This window comes from Rhizobium sp. SL86 (genome assembly GCF_026672545.1).
Classification (GTDB): domain Bacteria; phylum Pseudomonadota; class Alphaproteobacteria; order Rhizobiales; family Rhizobiaceae; genus Neorhizobium.
In genome coordinates, this window is the sequence record NZ_JAPPRJ010000001.1 from 2,286,046 (window position 1) to 2,312,013 (window position 25,968).

At 61.7% G+C, this 25,968-nt stretch carries 24 protein-coding genes; 16 read left to right on the forward strand and 8 right to left on the reverse strand.

Annotated elements, in window-relative coordinates:
- Nucleotides 1-92: 92 nt before the first annotated feature.
- From OU993_RS11255 to OU993_RS11310, 12 genes are all read left to right on the forward strand, one after another.
- Nucleotides 93-1,631, forward strand: a complete 1,539-nt coding sequence (locus OU993_RS11255) for a sugar ABC transporter ATP-binding protein (RefSeq protein ID WP_268157075.1) — start codon at nt 93-95, stop codon at nt 1,629-1,631.
- A 225-nt stretch (nt 1,632-1,856) separates the two neighbouring features.
- The gene (locus OU993_RS11260; RefSeq protein ID WP_268157077.1) at nt 1,857-2,867 is read left to right on the forward strand and encodes an ABC transporter permease; all 1,011 of its coding nucleotides are present in this window, start codon (nt 1,857-1,859) and stop codon (nt 2,865-2,867) included.
- A gap of 63 nt (nt 2,868-2,930) precedes the next feature.
- A complete protein-coding gene (locus OU993_RS11265; RefSeq protein WP_268157080.1) occupies nt 2,931-3,872 on the forward strand; it encodes a substrate-binding domain-containing protein in 942 nt (313 codons plus the stop codon).
- A gap of 208 nt (nt 3,873-4,080) precedes the next feature.
- Nucleotides 4,081-5,133, forward strand: a complete 1,053-nt coding sequence (locus OU993_RS11270) for a sugar phosphate isomerase/epimerase family protein (RefSeq protein ID WP_268157084.1) — start codon at nt 4,081-4,083, stop codon at nt 5,131-5,133.
- A 188-nt stretch (nt 5,134-5,321) separates the two neighbouring features.
- Nucleotides 5,322-6,509 (forward strand): Gfo/Idh/MocA family protein, encoded by a 1,188-nt coding sequence (locus OU993_RS11275; RefSeq protein WP_268157086.1) that lies wholly within the window; start codon nt 5,322-5,324, stop codon nt 6,507-6,509.
- A 208-nt stretch (nt 6,510-6,717) separates the two neighbouring features.
- Complete coding sequence (locus OU993_RS11280; protein ID WP_268157089.1) at nt 6,718-8,091, forward strand: GH1 family beta-glucosidase; 1,374 nt, start codon at nt 6,718-6,720, stop codon at nt 8,089-8,091.
- A 95-nt stretch (nt 8,092-8,186) separates the two neighbouring features.
- Nucleotides 8,187-8,936, forward strand: a complete 750-nt coding sequence (locus OU993_RS11285) for an EAL domain-containing protein (RefSeq protein ID WP_268157091.1) — start codon at nt 8,187-8,189, stop codon at nt 8,934-8,936.
- A 156-nt stretch (nt 8,937-9,092) separates the two neighbouring features.
- Nucleotides 9,093-9,725 carry an NAD(P)H-dependent oxidoreductase gene (locus tag OU993_RS11290; protein ID WP_268157092.1) on the forward strand — a complete coding sequence of 211 codons (633 nt, stop codon included), beginning with the start codon at nt 9,093-9,095 and terminating at the stop codon, nt 9,723-9,725.
- A 350-nt stretch (nt 9,726-10,075) separates the two neighbouring features.
- Entirely contained in the window at nt 10,076-11,116 is a 1,041-nt protein-coding gene (locus tag OU993_RS11295; RefSeq protein ID WP_268157676.1) for a methionine ABC transporter ATP-binding protein, read from the forward strand.
- On the forward strand, nt 11,106-11,774 hold the full coding sequence (locus tag OU993_RS11300) for a methionine ABC transporter permease (protein WP_268157094.1): 669 nt from the start codon (nt 11,106-11,108) through the stop codon (nt 11,772-11,774). Before OU993_RS11295 ends, OU993_RS11300 begins: the two co-directional genes overlap by 11 nt.
- Before the next feature lie 54 nt (nt 11,775-11,828).
- Nucleotides 11,829-12,608, forward strand: coding sequence for a MetQ/NlpA family ABC transporter substrate-binding protein (locus tag OU993_RS11305; protein ID WP_268157095.1), 780 nt, complete (start codon nt 11,829-11,831; stop codon nt 12,606-12,608).
- A gap of 200 nt (nt 12,609-12,808) precedes the next feature.
- Nucleotides 12,809-14,941: a putative bifunctional diguanylate cyclase/phosphodiesterase gene (locus tag OU993_RS11310; protein WP_268157096.1), complete on the forward strand. Its 2,133-nt coding sequence runs from the start codon at nt 12,809-12,811 to the stop codon at nt 14,939-14,941.
- A gap of 16 nt (nt 14,942-14,957) precedes the next feature.
- Here the strand turns inward: OU993_RS11310 and trhO are convergent, their stop codons facing one another.
- From trhO to OU993_RS11335, 5 genes are all read right to left on the reverse strand, one after another.
- Nucleotides 14,958-15,905 carry an oxygen-dependent tRNA uridine(34) hydroxylase TrhO gene (gene trhO, locus OU993_RS11315; RefSeq protein ID WP_268157097.1) on the reverse strand — a complete coding sequence of 316 codons (948 nt, stop codon included), beginning with the start codon at nt 15,903-15,905 and terminating at the stop codon, nt 14,958-14,960.
- Nucleotides 15,906-16,065: 160 nt separating this feature from the next.
- Entirely contained in the window at nt 16,066-17,805 is a 1,740-nt protein-coding gene (locus OU993_RS11320; protein ID WP_268157098.1) for a methyl-accepting chemotaxis protein, read from the reverse strand.
- Nucleotides 17,806-17,863: 58 nt separating this feature from the next.
- Nucleotides 17,864-18,733 (reverse strand): hypothetical protein, encoded by an 870-nt coding sequence (locus OU993_RS11325; protein WP_268157100.1) that lies wholly within the window; start codon nt 18,731-18,733, stop codon nt 17,864-17,866.
- 131 nt (nt 18,734-18,864) lie between these two features.
- Nucleotides 18,865-19,770: a CHAD domain-containing protein gene (locus tag OU993_RS11330; protein WP_268157101.1), complete on the reverse strand. Its 906-nt coding sequence runs from the start codon at nt 19,768-19,770 to the stop codon at nt 18,865-18,867.
- Nucleotides 19,745-20,242 carry a CYTH domain-containing protein gene (locus OU993_RS11335; protein WP_268157103.1) on the reverse strand — a complete coding sequence of 166 codons (498 nt, stop codon included), beginning with the start codon at nt 20,240-20,242 and terminating at the stop codon, nt 19,745-19,747. The genes OU993_RS11330 and OU993_RS11335 overlap by 26 nt, the downstream gene beginning before the upstream one ends.
- 162 nt (nt 20,243-20,404) lie before the next feature.
- Here OU993_RS11335 and OU993_RS11340 point away from each other — a divergent pair, with 162 nt between their 5' ends.
- From OU993_RS11340 to OU993_RS11355, 4 genes are all read left to right on the forward strand, one after another.
- On the forward strand, nt 20,405-21,043 hold the full coding sequence (locus tag OU993_RS11340; protein WP_268157105.1) for a 2-dehydro-3-deoxy-phosphogluconate aldolase: 639 nt from the start codon (nt 20,405-20,407) through the stop codon (nt 21,041-21,043).
- A 63-nt stretch (nt 21,044-21,106) separates the two neighbouring features.
- Nucleotides 21,107-21,805, forward strand: a complete 699-nt coding sequence (locus OU993_RS11345) for a tellurite resistance TerB family protein (protein WP_268157107.1) — start codon at nt 21,107-21,109, stop codon at nt 21,803-21,805.
- A 91-nt stretch (nt 21,806-21,896) separates the two neighbouring features.
- Nucleotides 21,897-22,592, forward strand: a complete 696-nt coding sequence (locus OU993_RS11350; protein ID WP_268157108.1) for a GNAT family N-acetyltransferase — start codon at nt 21,897-21,899, stop codon at nt 22,590-22,592.
- A complete protein-coding gene (locus OU993_RS11355; protein ID WP_268157109.1) occupies nt 22,589-22,795 on the forward strand; it encodes a hypothetical protein in 207 nt (68 codons plus the stop codon). The genes OU993_RS11350 and OU993_RS11355 overlap by 4 nt, the downstream gene beginning before the upstream one ends.
- A 2-nt stretch (nt 22,796-22,797) precedes the next feature.
- On the opposite strand, the gene OU993_RS11360 is transcribed toward OU993_RS11355, so the two are convergent.
- The 3 genes from OU993_RS11360 to OU993_RS11370 form a co-directional block, all read right to left on the reverse strand.
- A complete protein-coding gene (locus OU993_RS11360) occupies nt 22,798-23,847 on the reverse strand; it encodes a nickel/cobalt transporter (RefSeq protein WP_268157111.1) in 1,050 nt (349 codons plus the stop codon).
- Nucleotides 23,841-24,482 (reverse strand): DUF1007 family protein, encoded by a 642-nt coding sequence (locus OU993_RS11365; protein WP_268157112.1) that lies wholly within the window; start codon nt 24,480-24,482, stop codon nt 23,841-23,843. Before OU993_RS11365 ends, OU993_RS11360 begins: the two co-directional genes overlap by 7 nt.
- Nucleotides 24,483-24,558: 76 nt before the next feature.
- Nucleotides 24,559-25,467: a LysR family transcriptional regulator gene (locus tag OU993_RS11370; RefSeq protein ID WP_268157113.1), complete on the reverse strand. Its 909-nt coding sequence runs from the start codon at nt 25,465-25,467 to the stop codon at nt 24,559-24,561.
- Nucleotides 25,468-25,968 lie beyond the last annotated feature (501 nt).

A 25,968-nucleotide genomic window follows, 5' to 3' on the forward strand; every position in this document is an offset into this window, starting at 1 on the left:
TCCCCAATGATGCAATCATGTAAACCTTTACATGCGCCATGTAAAGGTTTACACAATGCTCATATGCGGTTGAGGAGCCGCGGGAGGATATCATGACCGGGGATGGGGAGGAGGCGCCTGCGACAGAGCTGGTGCCCGTGTTGGCGGCTGAGCGTGTCTCAAAAAGCTTCGGCGAAGTGCAGGTTCTGTTCAGCGTCGATTTCGACGTCCGGCCGGGCGAGGTGCACGCGCTGGTCGGTGAAAACGGCGCCGGAAAATCGACGCTGGTCAAGATCCTGTCGGGTTTCGAAAGCCCGAGCTCGGGACGCCTGCTTCTGGACGGGCAACCGGTCAGCCTGCCGGCGAATGGCGATGCGGAAGCGCTCGGCATCATTCTCATCCACCAGGAATTTAATCTTGCGGACCATCTGACGGTTGCCGAGAGCCTGTTTCTCGGCCGCGAGGTCACGCGCTTCGGCATTCTCGACCGCCGCTTCATGCGCGCCGAGACCCGTCGTATTCTCGATATGTTGGGCTCCCATGTGGATGAGGACGCGCTGATCAGTTCGCTGGCCGTCGCCGACAAGCAGATGGTGGAGGTCGCCAAGGCGATCAGCCGCGATGCGCGGGTGATCTTCATGGACGAGCCGACGGCGGTCCTGTCGCGGGAGGAGACCGATATCCTCTTCGATCAGGTGCGCAAGCTGCGTCAGACGGGTACGAGCTTCGTCTTCGTCACCCACAAGCTGAACGAGGTGATGGAGCTCAGCGACCGGGTGACGGTGCTGCGCGACGGACAGTGGATCAAGACCGCGCCGACCTCGCTTCTCGACAGCGATTCGATCGCTCAGCTGATGGTGGGGCGCGAGCTGTCCAGCCTCTATCCCGCCAAACACGAGCCGGATGTGGATGAAGAGGTCGTTCTCTCCGTGCGCGGCCTTTCGACGGGTTACGTCAAGGATGTCAGCTTCGATCTGCGCAAGGGCGAGATCCTGGGTTTTTCCGGCCTGATCGGCTCCGGCCGGACCGAAATCATGGAGGCGATCATCGGGCTTCGCTCTCGCTTATCGGGCGAGGTCAGCGTGAAGGGGGAGCTTCTCCCGGCCCATGATCTGGACGAGGCCACACGCCGCGGGCTTGCCTACATGACGAAGGACCGCAAGGGCCGGGGCCTGCTGCTCGACGAGGGCATGACGGCGAACCTGACGCTGCAATCGCTCTTTCGCCATGTGCGGTACGGGTATCTCGATCCGGCGAGTGAGGCGGAGGCGATGGCGCGCGCCAAGCGCCGTTTCGACATCCGGGTGCGGGACGACCGGGTGAGGGTCGGGCGCATGTCGGGCGGCAACCAGCAGAAGCTGATGCTGGCGAAGATCATGGAAACGGCGCCTCAGATCGTCATCATCGACGAGCCGACGCGCGGCATTGATGTCGGCACGAAGCAGCAGATCTACCATTTCATCGCGGCACTGGCGCGGGACGGCTGTTCCGTCATCGTCGTCTCCTCCGAAATGCCGGAGGTGATCGGGCTTTGCACCCGCGTGATGGTGATGCGCGAGGGACATCTGGTCGGCCAGCTGGAAGGCGACGACATCAACGAACAGACCATCATGCGTTACGCCGCCGGCCTGAAACGGCAGATGGCGGGGTAGGCAGCCAGATTTATTGTTGGGGTAAGAACCCCTCATCCGGCCCTTTGGGCCACCTTCTCCCCAAGGGGAGAAGGGAAGAGCCGCAACGCTGGCGATTCTCCTCTCCCCTTGGGGAGAGGTCCGCCGAGCAGAGCGGAGGCGGGGTGAGGGAACGGCTCCACAGGGTGAGAACAAATTGAAACGGGCCGCAAGAGCCTTGGGGTCTAACGGGAGGAAGTGTTGGACATGAGTGTGGACGGCGGGGGACAGGCGGCGAGGAAGTCTCGCTCATTCCTGAAGGATATCGATCTGCGGGCAGTGGCACCCTTTGCAGCACTGTTCCTGCTGCTGATCATCGGGGCGCTGGTCAATCCGAACTTCATCGGGCTCACCAACCTCGCCAATGTCGCCACCCGCTCGGCCTTCATCGCCATCATCGCGGTTGGGGCCACCTTCGTCATCTCGTCGGGTGATCTCGACCTGTCGGTCGGCTCGATGGTGGCCTTCGTTGCCAGCCTGATGATCCTGTTCATGAATTCCGGCGCGATTGCCGATCCGGCGCTGATGCTGGCGGCGGCCGTCGTGCTGACGGTCGTCATCGGCTCGCTCTGCGGTCTCGCCAATGGCTTGATTACGACGGTCGGGCGCATCGAACCCTTCATCGCGACGCTCGGCACGATGGGCATCTATCGTGGGCTGACCACCTGGCTGTCCCAGGGCGGCGCCATCACGCTGAGGTCACCGGACCAGCAGGCGCTCTACCGCCCGGTCTATTTCGGCTCGATCGCCGGCATCCCCGTGCCGATCCTCGTTATCCTGCTGGTCACCGCGATTGCCGCCTTCATTCTCTACCGCACGCGCTACGGTCGGCATGTCACGGCGGTCGGCTCCAGCCGTGAGGTGGCGCGGTATTCCGGCATCGCGGTCAACCGCGTGCGCACCATCGCCTTCATCATCCAGGGGCTTTGCGTCGCGATTGCGGTGCTTCTCTACGTGCCGCGCCTCGGTTCCACCTCTGCCACCACGGGTATTCTGTGGGAACTCCAGGCGATTACCGCGGTGGTCGTCGGCGGAACTGCGCTGAAGGGCGGGGCGGGACGTGTCTGGGGCACCATCTGCGGCGCCTTCATCCTGGAGCTCGTCGGCAACATCATGCTGCTCTCCAACTTCATCAGCGAATACCTGATCGGCGCCATCCAGGGCTCGATCATCATCATCGCCATGCTCGTGCAGCGCTCGCTGACGCGCAAGTCGTAACCTGCGGGGGCCGGGTCGCCCCGCAGGCCAACAGAGACCCGTCATTCTTTTGGGAGGAAGAACATGAAGAAGATCTTGAGCCTTGCGCTTGTGATGTCGGCCGTCTTCGGGGCCGCTCAGGCGCAGGAGACAAAGACGATCGGCGTTTCCATTCCGGCTGCCGACCATGGCTGGACCGCCGGCGTCGTCTACCACGCCAACCGCGTGGCAGACCTGTTGATGAAGGAACATCCGGGCCTCAAGGTGGTCGTCAAGACTTCGCCGGATCCGGCGAGCCAGGCGAACGCCCTGCAGGATCTGGAAGTGCAGGGCATCGACGCGCTCGTCATCCTGCCGACCGATCCGGATCCGCTGGTCAACGCCATCAAGGAAGTGAAGCGCAAGGGTACGTTCGTTTCGATCGTCGACCGCGCGCCCTCGGTCAACGACGATTCCGTGCGCGATCTTTATGTGGCCGGCAACAATCCGGCACTCGGTGAAGTGGCGGGCGAATACATCAAGGCGAATACGCCGGAGGCACAGGTGGTGGTCATCCGCGGCCTGCCGATCCCGATCGACCAGCAGCGCCAGGATGGGTTCGACAAGGGTATTGCCGGCTCCAAGGTCAAGGTTCTCGACCGCCAGTTCGGCAACTGGAACCGCGACGATGCCTTCCGCGTGATGCAGGACTATCTGACGAAATATCCGAAGATCGATGTGGTCTGGTGTCAGGACGACGACATGGCGGTCGGCGTGCTGCAGGCGATCGAACAGGCCAAGCGCACCGATATCAAATACATCATCGGTGGTGCCGGTTCGAAGGACATGATCAAGAAGGTCATGGACGGCGACAAGATGGTGCCGGTCAACGTTCTGTATCCGCCGTCGATGGTGGGCACCGCCATGGAACTGACGGCCGCCGCCATCTACGACCAGGTTCCGGTCCACGGCACCTATACGCTGGATGCAACGTTGATCACCAAGGACAATGCCAAGAACTACTATTTCCCGAACTCGCCCTTCTGATGTCGCGGCCCCGTTAAGCGCGATGTGAATGTGCACGGGATGTGAGACCGCCTCGCCCGACCTGACCGTCGGGCGGGGCCTTTCCCCGGATGCGGCCGCTTTTTTTGGCGTCTGAGGCGAACCTGTCGCAGGCTCTGCGGTTGTATCCTTTCGCAAAGTCCGTTAGCCCTACTGCAACGTTGCAGAAATTCTCAGGGAGGAGAGATTCATGAAAACGATCAAGGGTCCCGCCATCTTTCTCGGCCAGTTCGCCGGAGATGCCGCGCCGTTCAATTCCTGGGACGGCATCACGAAATGGGCGGCAGACAAGGGCTATGTGGGCGTGCAGGTGCCGACCTGGGCCGGCCAGTTGATCGACCTGAAAAAGGCGGCCGAATCCAAGGATTACTGCGACGAATTCGCCGGCGTGGCGCGCAACAACGGCATTGAGATCACCGAACTATCGACCCATCTGCAGGGCCAGCTTGTCGCCGTACACCCGGCTTATGACGAGGCTTTCGACGGTTTTGCGGCCCCGGAAGTGCGCGGTAATCCGAGGGCACGGCAGGAATGGGCCGTCGAGCAGGTGAAGATGGCGCTGAAAGCCTCGCGCCATCTCGGCATCAAGGCGCATGCCACCTTCTCCGGCGCGCTCGCCTGGCCCTTCATCTATCCGTGGCCGCAGCGCCCGGCTGGCCTGGTGGAAACGGCCTTCGATGAACTTGCCCGCCGCTGGACACCGATCCTGGACTATGCCGACGAACAGGGTGTCGATGTTTGTTACGAAATCCATCCGGGTGAGGACCTGCATGACGGCGTGACCTTCGAGATGTTCCTGGAGCGGGTGAAGAACCATCCGCGCGCCAACATGCTCTACGACCCGTCGCACTACGTGCTGCAGTGCCTGGATTATCTCGACAATCTCGACATCTACAAAGACCGGATCAAGATGTTCCACGTCAAGGATGCCGAGTTCAACCCGACCGGCCGCCAGGGCGTCTATGGCGGCTACCAGGGCTGGGTCGGCCGCGCCGGCCGCTTCCGGTCGCTCGGCGATGGTCAGGTGGATTTCGGGGCGGTCTTCTCAAAGCTGACGGCCAATGATTTCGATGGCTGGGCCGTGGTCGAGTGGGAATGCGCGCTGAAGAATTCCGAAGACGGTGCCGCCGAAGGGGCAGACTTCGTCAAGGCGCATATCATCCGCGTGACCGAGAAGGCCTTTGACGACTTTGCATCCGGCGGCACGGACGAAGCCGCCAACCGGCGGATGCTCGGATTGTAACGTAACCGTAGCCCCTCACCCTAACCCTCTCCCCGCAGGCGGGGAGAGGGGACGAGCATTTCGGCAACGTTGCTGGAGGTGGAGACGGCGCGGCATATTCCTTCTCCCCGTTTGAACGGGGAGAAGGTGGCGGTAGCCGGATGAGGGGCAACGGCATTCACCATACCTTGTCGAGGAGGAGATTTTTCATGACCATTGAAGCCAGCAAATCCGAACAGAAAGCGGCAAAGATCCGATTGGGCATGGTCGGCGGCGGGCAGGGGGCGTTTATTGGCGCCGTACACCGTATGGCCGCCCGGCTTGACGATCATTATGAACTCGTGGCCGGTGCCCTGTCCTCCACGCCGGAAAAGGCGATGGCGTCCGGGCGCGACCTCGGCCTTGATCCCGCGCGCTGCTATGCGTCTTTCGAGGAGATGGCAGACAGGGAAGCGGCCCGGCCGGACGGCATCGAAGCCGTCTCGATCGTCACCCCGAACCATGTGCATTTTGCCGCCGCCAAGGCGTTTCTGGAGCGCGGCATCCATGTGATCTGCGACAAGCCGCTGACCTCCAATCTCGAAGACGCCAAGAAGCTGAAGGAGGTTGCGGACAAAGCAAAGGCTCTCTTCATCCTGACCCACAATTACACCGGTTATCCCATGGTGCGCCATGCGCGCGAACTGGTGCAGGCGGGCGAGCTTGGCGAGATCCGGCTGGTGCAGATGGAATATCCGCAGGACTGGCTGAGCGAACCTGTTGAGCAGACGGGTGCCAAGCAGGCGGTCTGGCGCACTGATCCGGCCCAATCCGGCGCTGGCGGCTCGACCGGCGATATCGGCACGCACGCCTATAATCTCGGCTGCTTCATCTCGGGCCTCGAACTCGACGAACTGGCGGCGGATGTCGATACCTTCGTGCCCGGTCGGCGCCTGGACGACAACGCGCATGTGATGATGCGTTTCCGCGGCAAGGATGGCGGTCGCCCGGCCAAGGGCCTGCTCTGGTGCAGCCAGGTGGCCGTCGGCCACGAAAACGGCCTGAAGGTGCGCGTCTACGGCACCAAGGCCGGCATCGAATGGACACAGGCCGATCCGAACTATCTGTGGTTCACCCGGCTTGGCGAGCCGAAGCAACTGATCACCCGCGGCGGTGCAGGTGCAGGGGCTGCCGCAGCCCGCGTAACGCGTATTCCGAGCGGCCATCCGGAAGGCTATCTCGAAGCCTTCGCGACGATCTACTCGGAGGCGGCGGCAGCGATCAACGCGGCAAAGGCCGGTACGCTGGTCGATCCGTCGGTCGTCTACCCGACGGTCGATGACGGCGTGAAGGGTGTCGCCTTCGTCACCGCCTGCATCGAAAGCGGCAAGCAGAACGGCGCCTGGGTGAAGGTGTAGAAGCCGACCGGGCCGCTGCAGGCTCTGAGCCTCAGCCCCATCATTCGTGGTGGGGGTGAGGCGCCCCGCTGCGGGATCGGGACGATTGACTGCAACGTTGCAGTTTTTGGTCGGCTGCGGTCTTCCCGTGCGCCGGCGATTGGTCTAAATCCTCGCTGCATACAAGAACAGCTGCGCGCCGGCAGCCCAAGACCGTGAAGGTAATCCGATGACCGATCCGAAAACCCTTGCAGACCGCTTTCCCGGTGACTTCCTGTTTGGTGTGGCGACTGCTGCCTACCAGATCGAAGGCGCAACCAAGGCGGATGGCCGCAAGCCTTCCATCTGGGATGCCTTTTCCAACATGCCGGGCCGGGTTTTCCAGCGCCACAATGGGGATGTGGCCTGCGACCACTATAACCGGATGGAGGCCGATCTCGATCTGATCAAGGAGATGGGCGTCGAAGGGTATCGTTTTTCGATCGCCTGGCCGCGCATCATTCCGGAAGGTGTTGGCCGCATCAACGAACCCGGGCTCGATTTCTACGATCGCCTGCTCGATGGCTGCAAGGCGCGCGGTATCAAGACCTATGCCACGCTCTATCATTGGGACCTGCCGCTGGCGCTGATGGGCGACGGCGGCTGGACCGCACGGTCCACGGCCTATGCCTTCCAGCGTTATGCGAAGGTGGTGATGGCCCGCCTCGGCGACCGGCTGGATGCGGTTGCCACCTTCAACGAACCGTGGTGCTCGGTCTGGCTCAGCCATCTTTACGGCATCCATGCCCCCGGTGAACGCAATATGGAGGCGGCGCTTCATGCGCTGCACCACACCAATCTTGCCCACGGCCTGGCGGTGGAGGCGATCCGCCACGTCACGCCGACCGTGCCCGTCGGGCTGGTGCTGAATGCCCATTCGGTCGTTGCCGGTTCGGACAGCGAAGCGGACCAGAAGGCTGCCGCACGCGCCTTCGATTTCCACAACGGCGCTTTCTTCGACCCGGTCTTCAAGGGCGAATATCCGGAAAGCCTGATGTCTGCTCTCGGCGACCGGATGCCGGTCATCGAGGACGGGGATCTTTCCGTCATCAGTCAGAAACTCGACTGGTGGGGCCTGAACTATTACACGCCGATGCGCGTGGCCGATGACGCCACCGAAGGTGCCGAGTTTCCGGCGACCAGACCGGCGCCCTTCGTCAATCCGGAAAAGACCGATATCGGCTGGGAGATCTTCCCCTCCGCCATGGCCGATCTCGTCGGCGAACTCTACAAACGCTACGAGCTGCCGGACTTCTACATCACCGAGAATGGTGCCGCCTACAATATGGGCGTCGTTAATGGCGAGGTGGATGATCAGCCGCGGCTCGACTATTATGCCGAGCATCTGTCGGTCTGCGCCGACCTGATCGGCAACGGCTATCCGCTGAAGGGTTATTTCGCCTGGAGCCTGATGGACAATTTCGAATGGGCGGAAGGTTACCGCATGCGTTTCGGCCTCGTGCATGTCGATTACGAGACGCAGGAACGGACCATCAAGAAAAGCGGCAAATGGTATCGGGAGCTGGCGAGCCAGTTTCCAAAGGGTAACCATAAGGTGCGTTAATCTTCCCGGTCTACGATCTCTGTACGGGAGAGGGGATGGGCACCGCACGGAGACGCCATAGTTCCTCCTGCGATTAATGAGAGGGAGTGACTGTAATGGCGGTTGGATGCGCGGGTTGCCGCGACGGTCAGGCGTTCGAACTACCATTTTCGATGGCGTTTCAGCCGATTGTTGATCTCGACAGCGGCACCACCTTTGCGCATGAGGCGCTGGTGCGTGGTGCGGCTGGCGAGGGCGCCTACCATATTCTGTCCGCCGTCAACGATCAGAACCGTTATGCCTTCGACCAGCAATGTCGCGTCAGGGCACTGCAACTGGCGGCAAAACATCTGCCGCCCGACTCGCACGAAAAGCTGTCGATCAACTTCATGCCGAACGCGGTCTACGAGCCGCGCGCCTGCATTCGGCTGACGCTTGCAACGGCGGAGCAGCTAAACTTCGCGCCGGAGCGGATCATTTTCGAGTTCACCGAAAGCGAGCAGGTCGACACCGAACATCTGCTGTCGATCCTGAAGACCTACCGGCAGATCGGTTTCAAGACGGCGATCGATGACTTCGGCGCCGGGCATGCGGGGCTCAATCTTCTGGCCCGCTTCCAGCCGGACATCGTCAAGCTCGACATGGAGCTGATCCGCGACATCGACCGCGATCCGGCCAAGCGTATTGTCGTCAAGCACACGCTCGCGATGCTGCGGGATTTCGACATCATGGCGGTCTGTGAAGGGATCGAGACGCAGGAGGAACTGAGGGTCCTGCGCGATTTCGGGGTGACGCTGTTCCAGGGTTATCTCTTCGCCAAACCCTCCTTCGAGGCCTTCGCGCAGCCGGTCCTTCGGTCTGCCTGAGACGACGGCCCGGTCTGCAAAAGCATTGGTTACTGAAATGTGCCTCCTTGTATGGGCTTGCACGATCGTTATCTAGACGCGGTCACACCGGCCGCGCCCTTTCCTGACCTCCCACGAGAAGCCGGCCATCATCCACCGTCTGAAAGTGAAGAGACCATGCTCCTCGAAAAACTGAACTGGCGTTATGCCACCAAGAAGATGGATCCCTCCAAGGTTGTCGCCGAAGACAAGGTCGAGCGGATCCTCGAAGCCGCTCGTCTCGCACCGACATCGAGCGGCCTGCAGCCTTTCGAAGTGATCGTCGTAACCAACAAGGATGTGCGGGCGAAGATCCGCGAGGTCGCCTGGAACCAGGCGCAGATCACCGATGGTTCGCATCTGCTCGTCTTTGCCGCCTGGGACAATTATACGGTCGAGCGCATCAATTCGATGTTCGATCTCGTCAATGCTGAACGCGGCTTTACCAACGAAGGTTGGGAAAATTACCGTAATATGCTGCTGAATACCTATCCTGGCCGTGATGCCGAAGTGAACTTCCAGCACGCCGCCCGCCAGGCCTATATCGGCTTCGGCATGGCGATTGCCCAGGCCGCCTTCGAAAGCGTCGATGCCACCCCGATGGAAGGCTTCGAGCCGGCCAAGGTGGACGAGATCCTTGGCCTGCGCGAACGCGGCCTGCGGTCGGTCACGCTCCTCCCGCTCGGTTATCGCCAGGAAGACGGCGACTGGCTGGCGAACCTCAAGAAGGTGCGCCGCGCCCGCGAAGACTTCGTCTCCGTCGTGAAGTGAGATCGACGGCGCTGCTTCGTAAGCGGAGCAGCGCCGATTCCGCACGATTTTTCCGGAATTCGAGCATATGAAGAATTTCATTTCTAGAATTCCGTCTGCTGCGGTGCGATAAGCAGGACAGTCATGAAGCGGGCGTGAAATGTCGTCCGCCACGAAAGGGAAACGTCAGGGATGTTGAAACGGCGTACCATGCGTCGAATGTGTCGCTCGATCTGAACCGAGCCACGCCCTGATTGCGCCGTCTAAGCGGCACCAAAAACGAGTTTTCCATGCTGTCCATACCTGAAACCACGCTATCCGCGCGCGCCGTTGCGCCCGGTCTTTCCCCTGCCATTGCCGCAGTTCCTGCCATGGTCGCCTTCGAGGGCGTCACCAAGCGGTTTGCCGATCGCGGCGGGCAGGGCGAATTCACCGCGCTTGCCGGCGTGGATTATACGGTGCCGAAGGGCGCCATCACCGGCATTATCGGCCGCTCTGGAGCGGGCAAATCCACGCTCATCCGGCTGGTGAACGGCCTGGAGCAGCCGACATCCGGTACCGTTTTGGTGGACGGCGTCGATGTGACGGCACTCTCCGAGCGTGGCCTGCGCGATCTGCGCCGCGAAGTCGGCATGATCTTCCAGCACTTCAATCTCCTGTCGTCGCGCACCGTCTTCAATAATGTGGCGCTGCCGCTGGAAATCGCGGGTCTGACCGCCAAGGCCATTCGCACCCGGGTCGAGCTGCTTCTCGATCTGGTTGGCCTCAGCGACAAGGCGAAGCGTTATCCGGCAGAGCTTTCGGGCGGCCAGAAGCAGCGTGTCGGCATTGCCCGCGCGCTTTCCACCGAACCGAAGCTGCTGCTGTCCGACGAGGCGACTTCGGCGCTCGATCCGGAGACGACGCAATCGATCCTCGATCTCATCCGGCGGATCAACCGCGAGCTTGGCCTGACCGTGCTTCTGATCACCCACGAAATGGAGGTCGTGAAATCCATCGCTTCCGAGGTGGCGGTGATCGACAAGGGCCTGATCGTCGAGGCGGGACGCACCTTCGATGTCTTCACCCGACCGAAACACGAAACGACGCGGGCGCTTTTGTCTGGTCTCGCCGGCACAAAGCTGCCGGACGCGATCGCCCGGCGCCTGACCTCCGAGGCGAGTTCTGCCGCACGGGTCTATACACGCCTTACCTTTTACGGCGCGACGGCCGAGCAGCCGCTGATTTCGCGGCTGATGAGCGAGTTGGGTGCCGAGGTCAACATCATCACCGGGACGATCGACGAAATCGCCGGCGAACCCTATGGATCGCTGGTGATCTCCTACCCCGCTGAGCCGGCAATCGTTGCCCGCGCCGATGCCTTCTACGCCGAAACCGGTCTTTCCACGGAGGTGCTCGGTTATGGCGCCTGATATGCTCCTCGCCCTTCTCTGGAAGGCGCTTGTCCAGACGGTGCAGATGGTGGCGGTGGCCGGCCTGATCGGCACGCTGATCGGTCTGCCGATCGGCGTCTTTCTCGCCACCAGCGGCAAGGGAGAACTTTTTGCCGCCCCGCTCGTCAATCGCATCACCGGCCTCATCGTCAATGCGACACGCTCGACGCCCTTCATCATCCTCGTCGTTGCGATCATTCCCTTCACACGGCTGATCGCTGGCACCTCGATCGGCACCAGTGCCGCGATCGTGCCACTGACTATCGCGACCATTCCGTTTGTCGCACGTCTCATCGAGGCGGCGATCCGCGAGGTGGATCGTGGGCTGATCGAGGCGGCCCGTGCGATGGGCGCCAGCCGCTGGCAGATCGTCACCAAGGTGCTGATCGCCGAGGCGAAACCCGGCATCACGCTGGCACTCACGCTCACCCTCGTCAGCCTGATCGGTTATTCCGCCATGGTCGGCGCGGTCGGTGGCGGTGGGCTCGGCGATCTCGGCATCCGTTACGGTTACCAGCGTTTCATGCCGGAGGTGATGCTCGCCGTCGTCATCGTGCTGATCCTGCTGGTGCAGGCGGTGCAGAGCGCCGGTGACAGTCTCGCCCGCCGTTTCGACAAGCGCAGCCGCAAGACCTGACTTGAAGCCAATCACGACCAGAACAAGACAAACATTACCCAAGGAGAGACACCCATGAAGACGCTCATCCTCGCGGCCTCGTTCGCCGCCCTCATTTCCGCCGGCGCAGCCTTCGCCGAAACCATCAAGATCGGTGTGACACCCGGTCCGCATGCGCAGATCATGGAAGAGGTGAAGAAGGTTGCGGCCGGCAAGGGTCTCGATCTCGACATCCTCGAATTCTCCGATTACGTCGTGCCGAACCAGGCGCTTGCCGATGGTGATCTGCAGGCCAACTCCTTCCAGCACCAGCCCTATCTGGACAACCAGGTGAAGGACCGCGGCTTCGACCTCGTCAGCGTTGGCCAGACCGTCAACTTCCCGATGGGCATCTACTCGAAGAAGGTGAAGAGCCTCGACGAGTTGAAGGACGGCGCTTCGATCGCCATCCCGAACGATCCGACCAATGGCGGCCGCGCGCTCCTGATCCTCGCCGACAAGGGCCTGATCAAGCTGCGCGACGGTGCAGGCCTCAAGGTCTCGCCGGCTGATGTCGTCGAGAACCCGAAGAACTTCACCTTCGCCGAACTCGATGCCGCTCAGCTGCCGCGTGCACTGGACGACGTGGACGCCTCGGTGATCAACACGAACTACGCTCTGGAAGCGGGCCTCGACCCGGCCAAGGACCCGATTGCCCGCGAAGGCGAAAAGGCACCGTATATCAACGTGATTGCCGTTCGCTCGGCAGACAAGGATGCCGCCTGGGTCAAGACGCTGGTCGAATCCTATCACAGCGCAGCGGTGAAGGATTTTGTCGCCAAGCAGTTCAAGGGTGCCGTCATCGCCGCCTGGTAAGTCTCGGTTCTGCCATCTCTCGAAAAGCCCTTCCGCGCGGAGGGCTTTTTTCGTTTGTCCCGAAGCGTAACGGCGTTAATCGGATCTGAACAGTTTTTGACCATTCTCGGGCCGCTAGTCAGGGCTATTGGATGCGGTTTGTCCCCTCTCATTTGCAGCGGTCCGCCGCGACCTTGGACGGTCGTTCGGCAGTCCGGTCCATGCTGCTGATCTTTGCCGCCGTGATGATCTGCGTGTCGGCCATGGTGTTCACCGCACTGGACCGCGTCGGCCACTACGCCAACCAGCTGGACGAAAACCGCTCGCGTGAAGCCGTTTCCGGCGCGTTGCAGACGTTTGGCGAACAGTTGGCCGCGACGCTGCATGATTATGCTGCCTGGGACGATGCTGCCGAGAACACCTATGTCCGGGAGGACATCTCCTGGCTGGACCGCAATTTCGGCGAGATGAGTGCCGACAACCAGCTTTTCGACGTCGCCCTGATCCTCGATCATTCCGGTCAGCCGGTTTCCGCCTATTCGGACGGGGAGCGGATGCAGCCCGAATTGACCGGTTTCGTCACCCCGGATGTCTGGACCCTGTTCGACAAGGTTCGCCGCATGCAGGCGGATGAGCTTCCGGAGGCGTCGAGCTTCGTCTCCACCAGCAAGGGTGTTGCCGCCGTGGCGATCGGCTTAATCCGGGCGAAGTCCGGTGAGCTTTCAGTCGCCGCTGAAGAGACACGTTATGTGCTCTTCTTTCGCCATCTGAGCGCCACGACGGTCGAACGGTTGGCGAGAGCCTATGTGCTGCCCGGTCTGTCCCTGATCCCGCCTTCGGGCCAGATCTCGCATGTCGTGCCGATCCTCAGCCCGACGAATGCGGTGATTGGCGGGCTCTCCTGGGTACCGCGCTCTCCTGGTGATACGAGCCTTGCGCAGGTGCGCCCGCTGGTCTGGTGCGCGGTGGCGATGATCGCGATCTACATGCTGCTCCTGTTCGTCAGCGGCAATCAGGCACTGGCACGCTTGAGTGCCGAGGAGGCAACCGCCTTACGTCTGGCGATGACGGACCGTCTGAGCGGGCTTGCCAATCGGTCCGGCCTGTTTGCCGGCCTCAGAGACCTCGTCATCAAGGCTCAGAGCGAGGGGAAGGATGTGGCGCTTCTCTATCTCGATCTCGATGGCTTCAAGGAGGTCAACGATGCTTACGGCCATGCGACGGGCGACGTGCTGATCCGCAGCGTCTCGGCCGGCCTGCGTGTCCTGGCGGGGGAAGAAAGGGTGCTTTCGCGGCTTGGCGGCGATGAATTCGCCATCGCCTTTGTTGGCTTCGACGTGCACAAGACGGCGGCCGAACTCGCCGAGCGCGTGCTGGATTTTCTCGGCGAACCGCTGACGATGGGTGAGCGGGTGGCGGTCATCGGCTGCAGCATCGGCTTGTCAGTATCGCGCCGCGGGCTTGTGCCGAGCGAGGAACTGATCCGTCGGGCGGACATGGCGATGTATCGCTCCAAGGAGGAGGGGCGTGGTCGCTGGACGCTGTACGATCCCTCCATGGACGAGGAACGCGAAGAGCGAAATCTGCTTGAACTCGATCTGCGGGCGGCAATCGATGCCGAAGAGATTACGGTGGTCTATCAGCCGATCGCCGATTCCCGCAATTTCCGGCTCTATGGTGTCGAGGCGCTGGCGCGGTGGAACCGCAAGGACCATGGTCCGGTGTCACCCGATGTCTTCATTCCGATTGCGGAAAGCACGGGCCTCATCGATCTTCTCGGCCTTTGTGTGCTGCGGACCGCCTGCACCACCCTGAAGGCCTGGCCGGATCTTGCCTTGTCGGTGAATGTCTCGCCCGGCCAGTTCCGCGACCCGGCTTTTGTCAGCCGCGTCGGCAAGGTGCTGGAGGAGACCGGTATCGAACCCTCGCGTCTCACCCTGGAACTGACGGAAACCTATTTCATCCAGAACCCCCAGCGGGCGCGCAAGACGCTCGATCTGCTGCGGGAAACGGGGGTCAAGATCGCGCTCGACGATTTCGGCTCCGGCTTTTCGAGTGTTGGTTATCTGCGCCAGTTCGGTTTTGATCGCATCAAGCTCGACCGTTCGCTGGTGGAAAGCGTCGGCGAGAGCAGCCGCGCCGTCGAGATGCTGCGTGCGACCGTGGCCCTTGCGCGCTCACTCGACATGCCGGTGACGGCGGAAGGCGTTGAAAGTGAAGCCCAGGCCCTTGCTTTGCGCCTGGCCGGCTGTGACCTGCTTCAGGGGTTCCTGCTCGGCCGGCCGGTCGGAGCGGAGGTGATCGACCGGTTACGGCGCTCCGGTCCGCTGCTGCAGTTGCCGAACACCGCCTGACCGGCTCGCTCTGAATTCAGCTACCGAGATGCTTCTGTCCGCGCTTGCGTGCCAGTTCGATCTGGCGCTGGCGCTGGCGATAACGTTCGCGGTCGTCCTCTGTGCGGGTGTCGAAGCAGTGCGGGCAGGAGACGCCTTCCTCGAACTGCGGCGAGGCGCGATCTTCCGCCGTCAGCGGTTCGCGGCAGGCGTGGCAGAGCTGATGTTCGCCTTCCTTCAGGCCGTGGGTGACCGAGACGCGCTCATCAAAGACGAAACAGGCGCCTTCCCAGAGGCTTTCCGCTTCCGGCACCTCTTCCAGGTATTTCAGGATGCCGCCCTTCAGATGGTAGACCTCGTCGAACCCCTGTTCCTTCATGAAGGCGGTCGCCTTTTCGCAACGGATGCCGCCGGTGCAGTACATGGCGATCTTCGGCTTGTTGTGCAGGCCGGTATTGTTCTTCACCCAGTCGGGAAACTCGCGGAAGGTCTTCGTTTTCGGATCGACGGCGCCCTTGAAGATGCCGATCGCCGTTTCGTAGTCGTTGCGCGTATCGATGACGATCGTTTCCGGATCGGTGATCAGCGCGTTCCAGTCCTTTGGATCGACATAGGTGCCAACGATGCGGTTGGGATCGATGTCCTCGACCCCCATTGTGACGATTTCCTTCTTGAGACGCACCTTCATGCGCAGGAAGGGCATCTTGGAGGCCCGGCTTTCCTTGTGCTCCAGCGCGCCAAATTCCGGCTGGCCGCGCAGATAGGCCAGCACATTGGCAATACCCTCGTCCGGGCCGGCGATCGTGCCGTTGATGCCTTCACGCGCCAGAAGCAGGGTTCCCTTGACGCCATTTTCCTCGCAAAGCGCCTGCAACGGCTCGCGCACGGATTGATAACGCTCGAAACGCGCGAAGTGATACAGCGCGGCAACGAGGAAGGAGCCGGTCTTGGTACCGGTTGCGGAGGCGGTAAGGGTGTCGGTCATGGGCGGGGCAATACTGCCAAACGGCCTGCAAAGCAACGGTTTTCCGCGTCGGCAACCACCTTTGACTTTTGTCAATTGGCTGCCGGAAGCTCAAACAAAAACACCCTCCCGCCGGCGGGGCGGAAGGGTGTCCGATGGTCCCTGTCTGTCAGGCAGACGCTCAGGCGGCGCTGGCAAAGCGCGGCGAGCGGGTCTGGCCGTCCAGCGTGAACTGCACCATCAATTCGCGCAGGCGAGCGGCTTCGGCGGCAAGCGCGGCCGAGGAGGCGCTGGTTTCTTCGACCATCGCCGCATTCTTCTGCGTGCTCTGATCCATGTGATTGACCGCCGTGTTGATCTCGCCGAGACCGGTCGATTGTTCGCGGGCTGAGGTGGCAATCGCGCCGACATGTTCATTGATGGCGATGATCAGCTTGCCGATGTTGCTGAGGGCTGCACCCGTGTCGGAGACGAGCTTCACGCCGACTTCCACCTCGTTGGTCGAGTTCTGGATCAGATCCTTGATCTCCTTGGCGGCCTTGGCGGAGCGCTGTGCGAGCTCGCGCACTTCCTGGGCGACGACGGCAAAACCCTTGCCGGCTTCACCGGCACGTGCGGCTTCGACGCCGGCGTTCAGCGCCAGAAGGTTCGTCTGGAAAGCGATGTCGTCAATCACGCCGATGATCGAGGAGATCTGCGCCGCGGAGTTTTCGATGCGGCTCATGGCTTCGACCGCTTCCGAGACGACGGTGCCGGAACGCGAGGCGCTGTCATTGGCTTCTGTTGCGACGCGGCGGGCCTCTTCTGTCCGCTGCAGCGAGGACGAGACGTTTGCTGTGATCTCATCCAGAGCCGCGGCGGTTTCTTCCAGCGATGCGGCCTGCTGTTCGGTGCGGCGGGACAGATCATTGGTGTTTTCGGCAATGTTCTGCGTGCCGGCGTCGATGTTCATTGCCGCGGTGACGACCACCGACAACGTCTGGCGCAACTGGCGCACGGCATTGTTGAAGTTGGTGCGCAGTTCTTCATATTCCGGGGCGAAACGCTCATCGAGCTGGATCGTCATGTCGCCCAGCGACAGCGCACGCAGGCCGGCGGCCAGTGCATTGTTGGCCTTAGTCACCTCGACGAGGCGGGCGTGGTCTGCCTCTTCCTTCGTCCGCCGTTCGATTTCGAGTGCCTCGCGGCTCGAATTGGCATCCTGCTGCAGCTTGGCGGTCTGGGCGACGCTATCCTTGAAATACTGGACCGCGCGCGACATCTCGCCGATCTCGTCGATGCGCTCCTGGTTGGGAACGGGTGTGTCGAGCGCTCCGGAGGAAAGCTTGTTCATGACACCCGACAGCGAAATCAGCGGCTTCGTGATGGAGCGCAGCAGGACGGTGAGGGCGAGTGCCGAGGCGAGCAGGGTGAGGCCGGCGATGGCCGCGAGACCGGTCAGCGAATTCCAGGTATTGGCCATGATGGAGCCGGTATCGAAAGCAAGCACCATCGTGCCGATGGTCATTTCCTTGTTCTCTTCCGTATGCTTCAGAGGCACGACGGAGAAGCGCAGCTGGCCGCTGTCATCGTCGGACTGGGCCTTGCCGGCTGCGGTCACGCCAGCGGCAACGGCCGTTGCGTCACCGGAGGAGAAAAAGGCCTTGCCGGTGTTGTCGAGAACGACGGCGCCCTTGAAATCGGGATCGGTCGCGACCGGTTCGAACGTCGCCTGCGCCAACCCCTTGTCGAACTGCCACATGGCGGTCGATGCGCCGGATGTCGTCATGGAGGCGGTGAGCCTGACCTTGTTGTCGAACATCTCTTTGGCGGATTTGGCCTGCGACCAGCCGGAGTAGATCGACAGCGCGGCGGAACCGACCAGGATCAGGGCCAGAGATGGCAACATGACCTGCATGCGAATGGATTTGCTTTTGAACATGTGCATCTTCCCGGATCTTCAATACGGCTACGTGTTGAAACGGTGTGGGGGGTGAAGGCTATTTCTGCGGATCGAACCAGTACTTGGCATCCATTGCGAGGATATCGTCAGGCAGGTTCGGATTGGGGATCTTGATGATGGTTCGGGTCTTCAGATCGCCCTTGTCGAAGGCGAGCTTGATGTCGGGATTGGAGAGGAACACTTCCTCGAAGGAGCCGTCCTTCCATGCGATCTCGAGGCCGCGCAGAAGATCGTCGCGCAGCTCCGGCCGGGATTTGGAAACGTAGAAAATCGAGGCGGACGGGTATTGCAGGACCAGCGTCTTTTCCACCGCGAGGCCCGGTACGTCGGCCACCTGTTTGGCCTGCTCGTTGAGCGCTTCATTGACCCCGCGGGCAAAATAATCGCCGCGCTGGCCGAGCGTCATGCGGTAGAGGTTTTTCTGCGGACCGGTGCGGACGGTGAGGCCGGATTTGCGCAGCACGTCCACGTCCGCCCATCCGGTTCCCTGCAGTGCGATGAACTTGCTGAGGTCGGAAAGCGTTTTGACCTTGCTGAATTCGTTCTGGCGGGCGCCATCGATCAGGAACAGGCGATAACCGCCCAGTCCACGGTCGATCGGGAACGGAACCGAAAGTAGCTTCGCCGAGACAGCCTTGGCGGCGTTGACCCAGGCGATGTCGATCTCGGCGCCGTTGGCGATGGCATCGACCATGCCGGCATTCGAGCTGTAGCCCGTGGGTGACGGCTTCAGCACATAGGGTTTGCCGGATTTTTCGATGGCCAGCTGAAGTACCTGGAACCCAAGGGTTTTTTCCTTGTTGCCGGCCGAATTGTAAAAGAGGTCCAGTTTTTGTTCGGCGTAGGCGGGAACAGAAAGACAAGAGGCCATGATGGCCGCGACGCAGAGGCTAATACGTGTCAACACTGGCAAGTTCCTCGTCAAACCGATGGGAGCTTGGCGGGTGCCGGTTAACAGTATTTGAATCGAATTTGCGAAAAGTCGCAGTTTCCGTGCGGTGCAACATAAATCATCGAGCGGCGCCGTGCCACAGGGCCTCAGGATGCCTCGGACCAGAGCATTTCGATGATCTTGCCCTCTCTCACCGGATCGTCCTGGAAGACGGTTTCCGCGCGTGTCAACGCCTCCTGCCGCAATGCTTGCTGACGGGTGATGATCGCGGCGATCAGCAGGGCCAGCGTATCGCTGGTGCCGAATTCCTCCGGATTTTCATTGACCGTCTGGGTCAGCACGCTGAGATCATGCTCGTGACCGAGAAGATCGACCAAAAGCTTCGCCTCGTTCTGTTTTGCCGTCATGGCGGATGGCCAGAGATCGCGCAACAGGGACAGATGCATCCAGTAGACCTGGCCGCGCTTGCGCAGGTCGTGGAAAGCCTCCGCCTCCTGATTGCTGAGGCAATGCATCAGCGCGAGCTGTGCCTTTTGCTGCTGTTTCGTCCAGACCTTGCCGAGGCGGCGGGCGGTGCGGTTGCGGCTGTCGCTGAGGTCGAGTTCTTCCAGTGCGGCGATCGCCTCGCCACAGGTTGCGATGGCGTTGCTGATCTTTTCCGGCAGATCCACCTCATTTTCCGCGATACGGTCCCGCCTGTCCATCAACGTGCGGGAGGCATGCGAAAGCGCGGTGAACTCCTCGGCGGAGGTGGCTTGGGTCGCCAGATAATCGACCGTCTCCACCAGAGCGGTGGCATCGCGGACGGCTGAAAGAGAGCGGGCCATGTCGCGGATGCGGGCGTTCTCTTGCTCTCTGAACTCCTTCGCGTCGGGGGAGACCAGTCGATAAAGCGCCCTCAATCGCTTGAAGCGCTTGCGGGCCGCATGGATTGCCGCATGCGGTCCATCGGGCTGATCGGACAGCACGGCCATCGCCTTTTCGAGTTGGGAACGCCCGACCGAGATGAATTCGCTGGTGAAGCGCTTAGAGGGACGGATGCGAAAGGCCATGCAACAACTCCCTCGGCAGACCTTCCATGGCCATCACCATATTGGAATAACGCCGGTCTCCCGTCACTTCCCGACCGATCCAGACCGGAATCGGCGGCTTTTCGTCTTCGCTTGTCAATTCCACTTCGGCGACCACCAGTCCCTGATAACTGCCCCGGAAGACGTCGATCTCCCAGACCAGACCGTTGCGCGGGACATTGTAACGCACCTTTTCGATGACGGTTCCGATGCTGGCCTTGATGAGTTCCTCGGCATCGCTGACCGGGATCTCGTATTCGTATTCGTCGCGGGCGAGAAGTTTGCGACCGATCTTGACGGTCAGTTTTGCCGTCTTGCGATCGAACAGGCGCACCCGCACGCTGCGGTCGTCGCCAATGGCCACGTAACCCTGGATCAGCTCGGCCGAGGATGTTGCTTCCTTCCGCCAGACATCCGAGCGGACGAGGAATTTCCGTTCGATCTCTTTGGCCATGGGCTCTCCTAGCGTCAACTTTTGTGACAGTACCATATACGCACGACTGTGTTCATCCTTGCAAGCCATGAGCCGCAGCGCCCCCTCGACAGGATGAATGCGGCGCGCTATCTCAGGCGCAGTTTTCAATCGTTTCAATTCACCACCTGCGGGAGATCGATCATGAACGCGAAGACCCAAAGCCTGCTGTCCATCCTGAAGCTGCAGCCGGTCGTGCCCGTGCTGATCGTCGAGGATGCCGCCTCGGCCGTGCCGCTGGCACGCGCGCTTGTGGCAGGTGGTCTGAAGGCGATCGAGATCACGCTGCGGACGCCGGCGGCGCTCGATGCGGTCAAGGCGGTTGCCGCCGAAGTCGAGGGCGCGCATGTGGGGGCCGGCACCATCCTGAATGCCCGCGACTATGAGGCTGCCGTCAAGGCCGGTTCCACCTTCATCGTCAGCCCGGGTGTCGCGCCCGGCGTGCTGTCGGCTGCCAAGGATTCCGCCGTTCCGCTGCTGCCGGGTGCGGCCACCGCAAGCGAGGTCATGACGCTGCGCGAGGCCGGTTACGAGGTCCTGAAGTTCTTCCCCGCCGAACAGGCCGGTGGTGCCGCTTATCTGAAGGCGCTCTCCTCGCCGCTCGCCGGCACCGTCTTCTGCCCGACCGGCGGCATCTCGCTGAAGAACGCCCACGATTACCTGTCGCTGCCGAACGTCGTGTGTGTCGGCGGCTCTTGGGTGGCGCCGAAGGATCTGGTCGCGGCGGGTGACTGGGCCGGCATCACGAAACTGGCATCGGAAGCTTCGGCCCTGAAGGCCTGATTGCCTTTGTAAAACGGCAGACCCTTCCTATCTGTCTCCCTGAGATCAACAGGGAGACAGTTCATGTTCGACGCCAAGAAGCTTCTTGACCAGTTCCTCGGATCGCAGATCCCCGGCCTGTCCGGATCGGTCAAGGACCGCGCCGGGCAGATGGGTGATCTTGCCCGCAACAATCCCTTGAAGACCAGCGCGCTTGCCGCCGCCATCCTCGGCACCAAGACCGGGCGCAAGCTCGCCGGCAACGTCGCGACGCTGGGTGGCGTTGCGGCCATCGCCGGCCTTGGTTACCTGGCCTACAAGAACTACCAGTCCGGTGCCAAACCGCAGGGCGTGCCGCAGGATACCGCGGCACTTGAGCCGCCTGCCGATTCTCCCTTCAATCCGCAGTCTGCCGCCCTCACCAATGATTTTGCGCTGACCCTGCTGCGCGCGATGATCGCCGCCGCCAAGGCGGATGGCCATATCGATGCCTTCGAGCGGCAGAACATCATGCAGAAGGTGCATGAGGTGGATCTCGGCGCCGAAGCGGAAGCCTTTCTTTCGCGCGAGCTTGCCGATCCGATCGATCTCGACGCGCTGGTGGCGGCCGGCCGCACCGAGGAGCAGCGGGTGGAAATCTATACGGCCTCCCGACTGGCGATCGATCCCGACACGCGGGCCGAACGCGGTTATCTCGATCTGCTCGCCGGTCGGCTGAAACTGCCGGATGCGCTGGTCGATCACATCGAGGCGACTGTCTCCTCGGCCAAGGTCTCCCTTTGAGGCATTGCGGCCATCAATCCCTGCGACAAGGCGGCGGTTGCCTTTGATGGCCGCCTCTCGTAATCCTCATGGCCGAACGAGGGGGAATTCGATGCGTGATCTTGCGACTTTCAAGGGCTGCCCGCCACCGGCACCCGTGCGCCTGGAAGGCCAGTTTGTGATCCTGGAGCCCTACGAGCGGGCGGTGCATATCCAGACGCTGTGGGAGGCTCTCGGTGGGGAAGAAGGGATCAACGACCTGATCCAGTTCTTCCCGAACCCCATCTACAAAGCCAAGGAAGAGTTTGCCGACTGGCTGGAGGGCATGAACCGCGATGGCCGCCTCATCACGCTCGTCTTCCGGGACAAGGAGGATGGCGAGGTCGTCGGCATGGCAAGCTACATGCGGCCGGATCCTGCCAACGGTGTCATCGAGGTTGGTTCCGTCGCGCACGGGCCGGCGATGAAGCGCTCGCCGCTATCGACCGAGGTGCATTACCTGATGGCGCGCCATGTGTTCGAAGACCTCGGCTATCGCCGCTACGAGTGGAAGTGCCACAACGAAAACGAACCGAGCAAGGCAAGTGCTGCGCGTTACGGTTTCACCTTCGAAGGCGTGTTCCGCCAGCACATGGTCTCCAAGGGCGCCAATCGGGACACTGCCTGGTTTTCAATGATCGACAGCGAATGGCCACTGTTGTCCAAGGCCTTCGAAGCCTGGCTCGCACCAGAAAATTTCGACGACCACGGCCACCAGAAACGCCGGCTGGAGGATATTCGCGCAGAACTGAAGGACGCCTCGGCATGACGAACAGCTCGGGCCGCTCGGCCGCCATCGCCGCGGCCCTCATCATGGGCGGCTTCATGCTGCTGTTCTTCGTGATGCCGAGCATCATGATCTGGCTCGGCAATATTTCACCCTGGATTGCCGGCGTGTTCGGCCTGGCCGCGGTGCTATCTTTCTTCCTGATTTTCTGGCTGAGAGCCCGTCACCAGCGCCGCAAAGGCTGAGGTTACCAGAGCGTCTGCAGGTTGCCGCTTTGCAAAGAGGCGCCGAGCAGGGCAAGTCCGACCAGCAGGATGAACAGGGCGCCCAGCAGTTCGATCGCCGTCGTCAGCCGCGAGGCGAGCTTCGAGCGGGGACCGGCAAGCCGGACAGCCACATCCTTTGCCGTGACGGCCAGGATGGCGAGGATCGAGACGGTGATGGCCGTGCCAAGCGACATGGCGAGCACCGACAATCCGCCGGCCAGATAAAGCCCGTTGAGGATGGAAAAACTCATCACGAGGATCGCGCCGGAGCAGGGGCGCAGACCGACCGCGATGATTGCCGACCAGGCTTCCCGGACGCTGAAATCCTTCGATTTGAGCGAGGAGGGATCCGGAATGTGAAGCTCGCCGCAATCGGCGCAGTAGCTGCCGGGCGCCAGATCATTGTGGTTGTGGTCCACCTCGATCGCCTGAAAACGCAGGCCGGTCGGCCCCGCTCCGGGCGCTGCATCGGCAAAGACCGGCAGCGAGGAGAAGCGCGGCCGGATCTCGTAAAGTTTCCGGGCGAGCAGCCAGGCGCCGAACAGCGCGACCAAGCCGAAACTGGCGATCTCCATCGCCCAGGTGGCCTTTGTCATGGTGATGCCAGAGCCGCGCAGGATGTAGAAGGCGGCTGCCACCAGCAGGATGGCGGCGGCCCCCTGGACCAGCGCCGAAAGCAGCGAGATCAGGATGCCGCGTTTCAGTGCCGTCTCGTTGGCAATCATGTAGGACGAGATGACCGCCTTGCCGTGGCCGGGGCCGGCGGCGTGGAACACGCCGTAAGCAAAGGAGAGCCAGACCAGCGTGTTCAGGGCGGACGGATCTTCCCGCATGGCGCGCAGCGCGCCCGTCAGCGCCCGGTAGAAGGACTGCTGGTAGGTATTGATCCAGCCGAGGAAGGGGCCGAGGATGCCGGTCGTGTCGAAGGACGGTTCGGCGGCACCCACGCCGAGCGGAGACTGGGCATGCGCGACGGCGACCGTCGCAAGTGTCACCAGAAGGCCGAGGGACAGTGTGCGGCGGTTCAGCATGTCACCTCAAGGCGTGTCGCAAACAGCTTTGTCATGTCCGTGCCCGTCGGATCATTAAAAAAGGCGTCGGTCAGCGTGTTCTTGTTCTGCGAGATGACCTCGTCCGGATCAGGCCGCACCACCTGGTGCCTGCAGGCGGCGATGCTGTTGCCTTCCGGCACGAGATCCGCATCGCTCGGGAAATCGATCGCCGTATAAAGCGACGGATCATAGATGCCGAAGGTCAGCTTGCCCTTCAGGTGCAGCGGCTTTTGCGGCTTCACCGCAAAGAAGGCGAGGATCTGCTGGTTCTGGTAGCTGACATGGATCACGTCCGGCTTGGCGATCGGGACCGTCTTGCCGTCCGCCGTGATCGTCGTGAAATAGTGGAAATCCGCAAGCGAGGTGCGCATCGTCTCGCCGAGTTCGGCCAGTTCATGCTCGTCGAGCTTCAGATCGGTGTTCTTGTCGAAATCCAGAAGCACGCTGGAGGAAAACATCTCGTCGAAGCGCCAGACGTTGCGCAGTTCCGTCACGTTGCCCTTGTCGTCGGACAGCACTTCCAGCCGTGCATCGACGAAAATGTGCGGGTGGGCCAGCGCCGGTAGCGGCGCAAGGCCCAGAAGGGCTGCAAGCAGCCATGATTTCATGCGCATCGGCGAATCCTGACCCCGTTCTTGCCCCGGTCTCTCCCGAAAATGGGACGGAAATTCGACCTCGGTCAATCTCTGCTTATTCCGGTTGCTGCGGCGTGCGGCGAAACCAGTTCGACAGGAAGTCGACGAAGACGCGCACCTTGGCCGGAAGATAACGCCGGTGCGGGTAGACCGCATAGATGCCGCGGTCCTTGATGATGTAGTCGTCGAACAGGGTCACCAGTTCGCCGGAGCGGATGAAGGGAAGCGCCAGGAAATCCGGCACCATGGCGACGCCGAGGCCTGCGCGCGAGGCCTTCAGCGTTGCCTGCGGCGTGTTGACCTCAATGGGGCCTGCGACCGGCACGCTGATCTGCCCGCCGCCTGCCGGGTCCTGAAAACGCATGTTGTTGTGCGAACGTAGGTTGGTGTCGATGATGACGGGTTTGCCGGCGAGATCCTGCGGATGGGAAAGGGGCGCATAGCGCGCCACATAATCCGGTGTGGCGCAGGCATAGACCCGGAAATCGCAGAGCTTGCGCGCAATCATGCCCGAATCCTCCAGCTTGGTGATTCGGATCGCGAGATCGAAGCTTTCCTCGATCAGATCGACGAACCGGTCCTCCGCCACGATGTCGAGCGAGACGTCCGGATGTGCCTTGGCAAAATCGATCAGCGACTGTCCGACATCGGCATCGATGAAGGTGCGTGGCACGGAGACCCGGAGCCTTCCCTTGAGGTCGGCATTGTTCTCGCGCACGAGGTCGGCGAGGTTGTCGATCTCCTTCAGGATATCGGAGGCGGTGCGGAAATAGGTATGTCCGGCTTCCGTCAGGGAAAACTGCCGTGTCGTGCGGTTCAGAAGCAGGGCGCCGAGATCATCCTCCAGCTCCCGCACATATTTGGACAGAAGCGCCTTGGAGCGTCCCGTGCGCCGTGCTGCGGCGGAAAACCCTTCCGCTTCCACCACGTCTATGAAGGCTCGCATGCGCGTTAGAGTATCCACCCGAAAGCCCCTTTTCTGGTTGCTGTCCCTAGGTGGAGGCTTGCCGGCGGATGCGCAATCCAAAATTTGCGGTTCGTCCAAAAAAACGCTTGATTATGACGAGCGGAAATCTTATCTCCCGGCTTGCCCAAAGTCGCACGTGCCTGTGGGTGTCCGCCGACCCTCGAATTGGGATTTATCCCTAAGGTGAGGTCATCGGTAAGGTACCTGGAATTAACCCCTCCAGTCGCTATTCCGGCCAACCGGGAAATGCGAGGACATCTTGAAGCAACGACGGTGCGGGCCTTTCTGGTCTCTGCAGGCTTTCCATCAGCCTGCAATACTGAAGAGGCACACCATCATTGCCGGAAGTGCGGTTGGGTAAATCCCTCCAATCCATGGCAGACAAAGCCGGATCAATGCTCTTGGCAGGGCGTTGACCCAAACCCTGCGCATCAGGCGCGTTCGAAGCTCCGGGATTTCCACCGGCCGGGCCTCGTTCACCTGTCTGCGCGTCTTTGT

Coding starts and splice junctions, on each gene's coding strand:
- OU993_RS11255 (WP_268157075.1), top strand. CDS start 93: ATGACCGGGGATGGGGAGGAGGCGCCTGCGACAGAGCTGGTGCCCGTG.
- OU993_RS11260 (WP_268157077.1), top strand. CDS start 1,857: ATGAGTGTGGACGGCGGGGGACAGGCGGCGAGGAAGTCTCGCTCATTC.
- OU993_RS11265 (WP_268157080.1), top strand. CDS start 2,931: ATGAAGAAGATCTTGAGCCTTGCGCTTGTGATGTCGGCCGTCTTCGGG.
- OU993_RS11270 (WP_268157084.1), top strand. CDS start 4,081: ATGAAAACGATCAAGGGTCCCGCCATCTTTCTCGGCCAGTTCGCCGGA.
- OU993_RS11275 (WP_268157086.1), top strand. CDS start 5,322: ATGACCATTGAAGCCAGCAAATCCGAACAGAAAGCGGCAAAGATCCGA.
- OU993_RS11280 (WP_268157089.1), top strand. CDS start 6,718: ATGACCGATCCGAAAACCCTTGCAGACCGCTTTCCCGGTGACTTCCTG.
- OU993_RS11285 (WP_268157091.1), top strand. CDS start 8,187: ATGGCGGTTGGATGCGCGGGTTGCCGCGACGGTCAGGCGTTCGAACTA.
- OU993_RS11290 (WP_268157092.1), top strand. CDS start 9,093: ATGCTCCTCGAAAAACTGAACTGGCGTTATGCCACCAAGAAGATGGAT.
- OU993_RS11295 (WP_268157676.1), top strand. CDS start 10,076: ATGGTCGCCTTCGAGGGCGTCACCAAGCGGTTTGCCGATCGCGGCGGG.
- OU993_RS11300 (WP_268157094.1), top strand. CDS start 11,106: ATGGCGCCTGATATGCTCCTCGCCCTTCTCTGGAAGGCGCTTGTCCAG.
- OU993_RS11305 (WP_268157095.1), top strand. CDS start 11,829: ATGAAGACGCTCATCCTCGCGGCCTCGTTCGCCGCCCTCATTTCCGCC.
- OU993_RS11310 (WP_268157096.1), top strand. CDS start 12,809: ATGCTGCTGATCTTTGCCGCCGTGATGATCTGCGTGTCGGCCATGGTG.
- trhO (WP_268157097.1), bottom strand. CDS start 15,905: ATGACCGACACCCTTACCGCCTCCGCAACCGGTACCAAGACCGGCTCC.
- OU993_RS11320 (WP_268157098.1), bottom strand. CDS start 17,805: ATGTTCAAAAGCAAATCCATTCGCATGCAGGTCATGTTGCCATCTCTG.
- OU993_RS11330 (WP_268157101.1), bottom strand. CDS start 19,770: ATGGCCTTTCGCATCCGTCCCTCTAAGCGCTTCACCAGCGAATTCATC.
- OU993_RS11335 (WP_268157103.1), bottom strand. CDS start 20,242: ATGGCCAAAGAGATCGAACGGAAATTCCTCGTCCGCTCGGATGTCTGG.
- OU993_RS11340 (WP_268157105.1), top strand. CDS start 20,405: ATGAACGCGAAGACCCAAAGCCTGCTGTCCATCCTGAAGCTGCAGCCG.
- OU993_RS11345 (WP_268157107.1), top strand. CDS start 21,107: ATGTTCGACGCCAAGAAGCTTCTTGACCAGTTCCTCGGATCGCAGATC.
- OU993_RS11350 (WP_268157108.1), top strand. CDS start 21,897: ATGCGTGATCTTGCGACTTTCAAGGGCTGCCCGCCACCGGCACCCGTG.
- OU993_RS11355 (WP_268157109.1), top strand. CDS start 22,589: ATGACGAACAGCTCGGGCCGCTCGGCCGCCATCGCCGCGGCCCTCATC.
- OU993_RS11360 (WP_268157111.1), bottom strand. CDS start 23,847: ATGCTGAACCGCCGCACACTGTCCCTCGGCCTTCTGGTGACACTTGCG.
- OU993_RS11365 (WP_268157112.1), bottom strand. CDS start 24,482: ATGCGCATGAAATCATGGCTGCTTGCAGCCCTTCTGGGCCTTGCGCCG.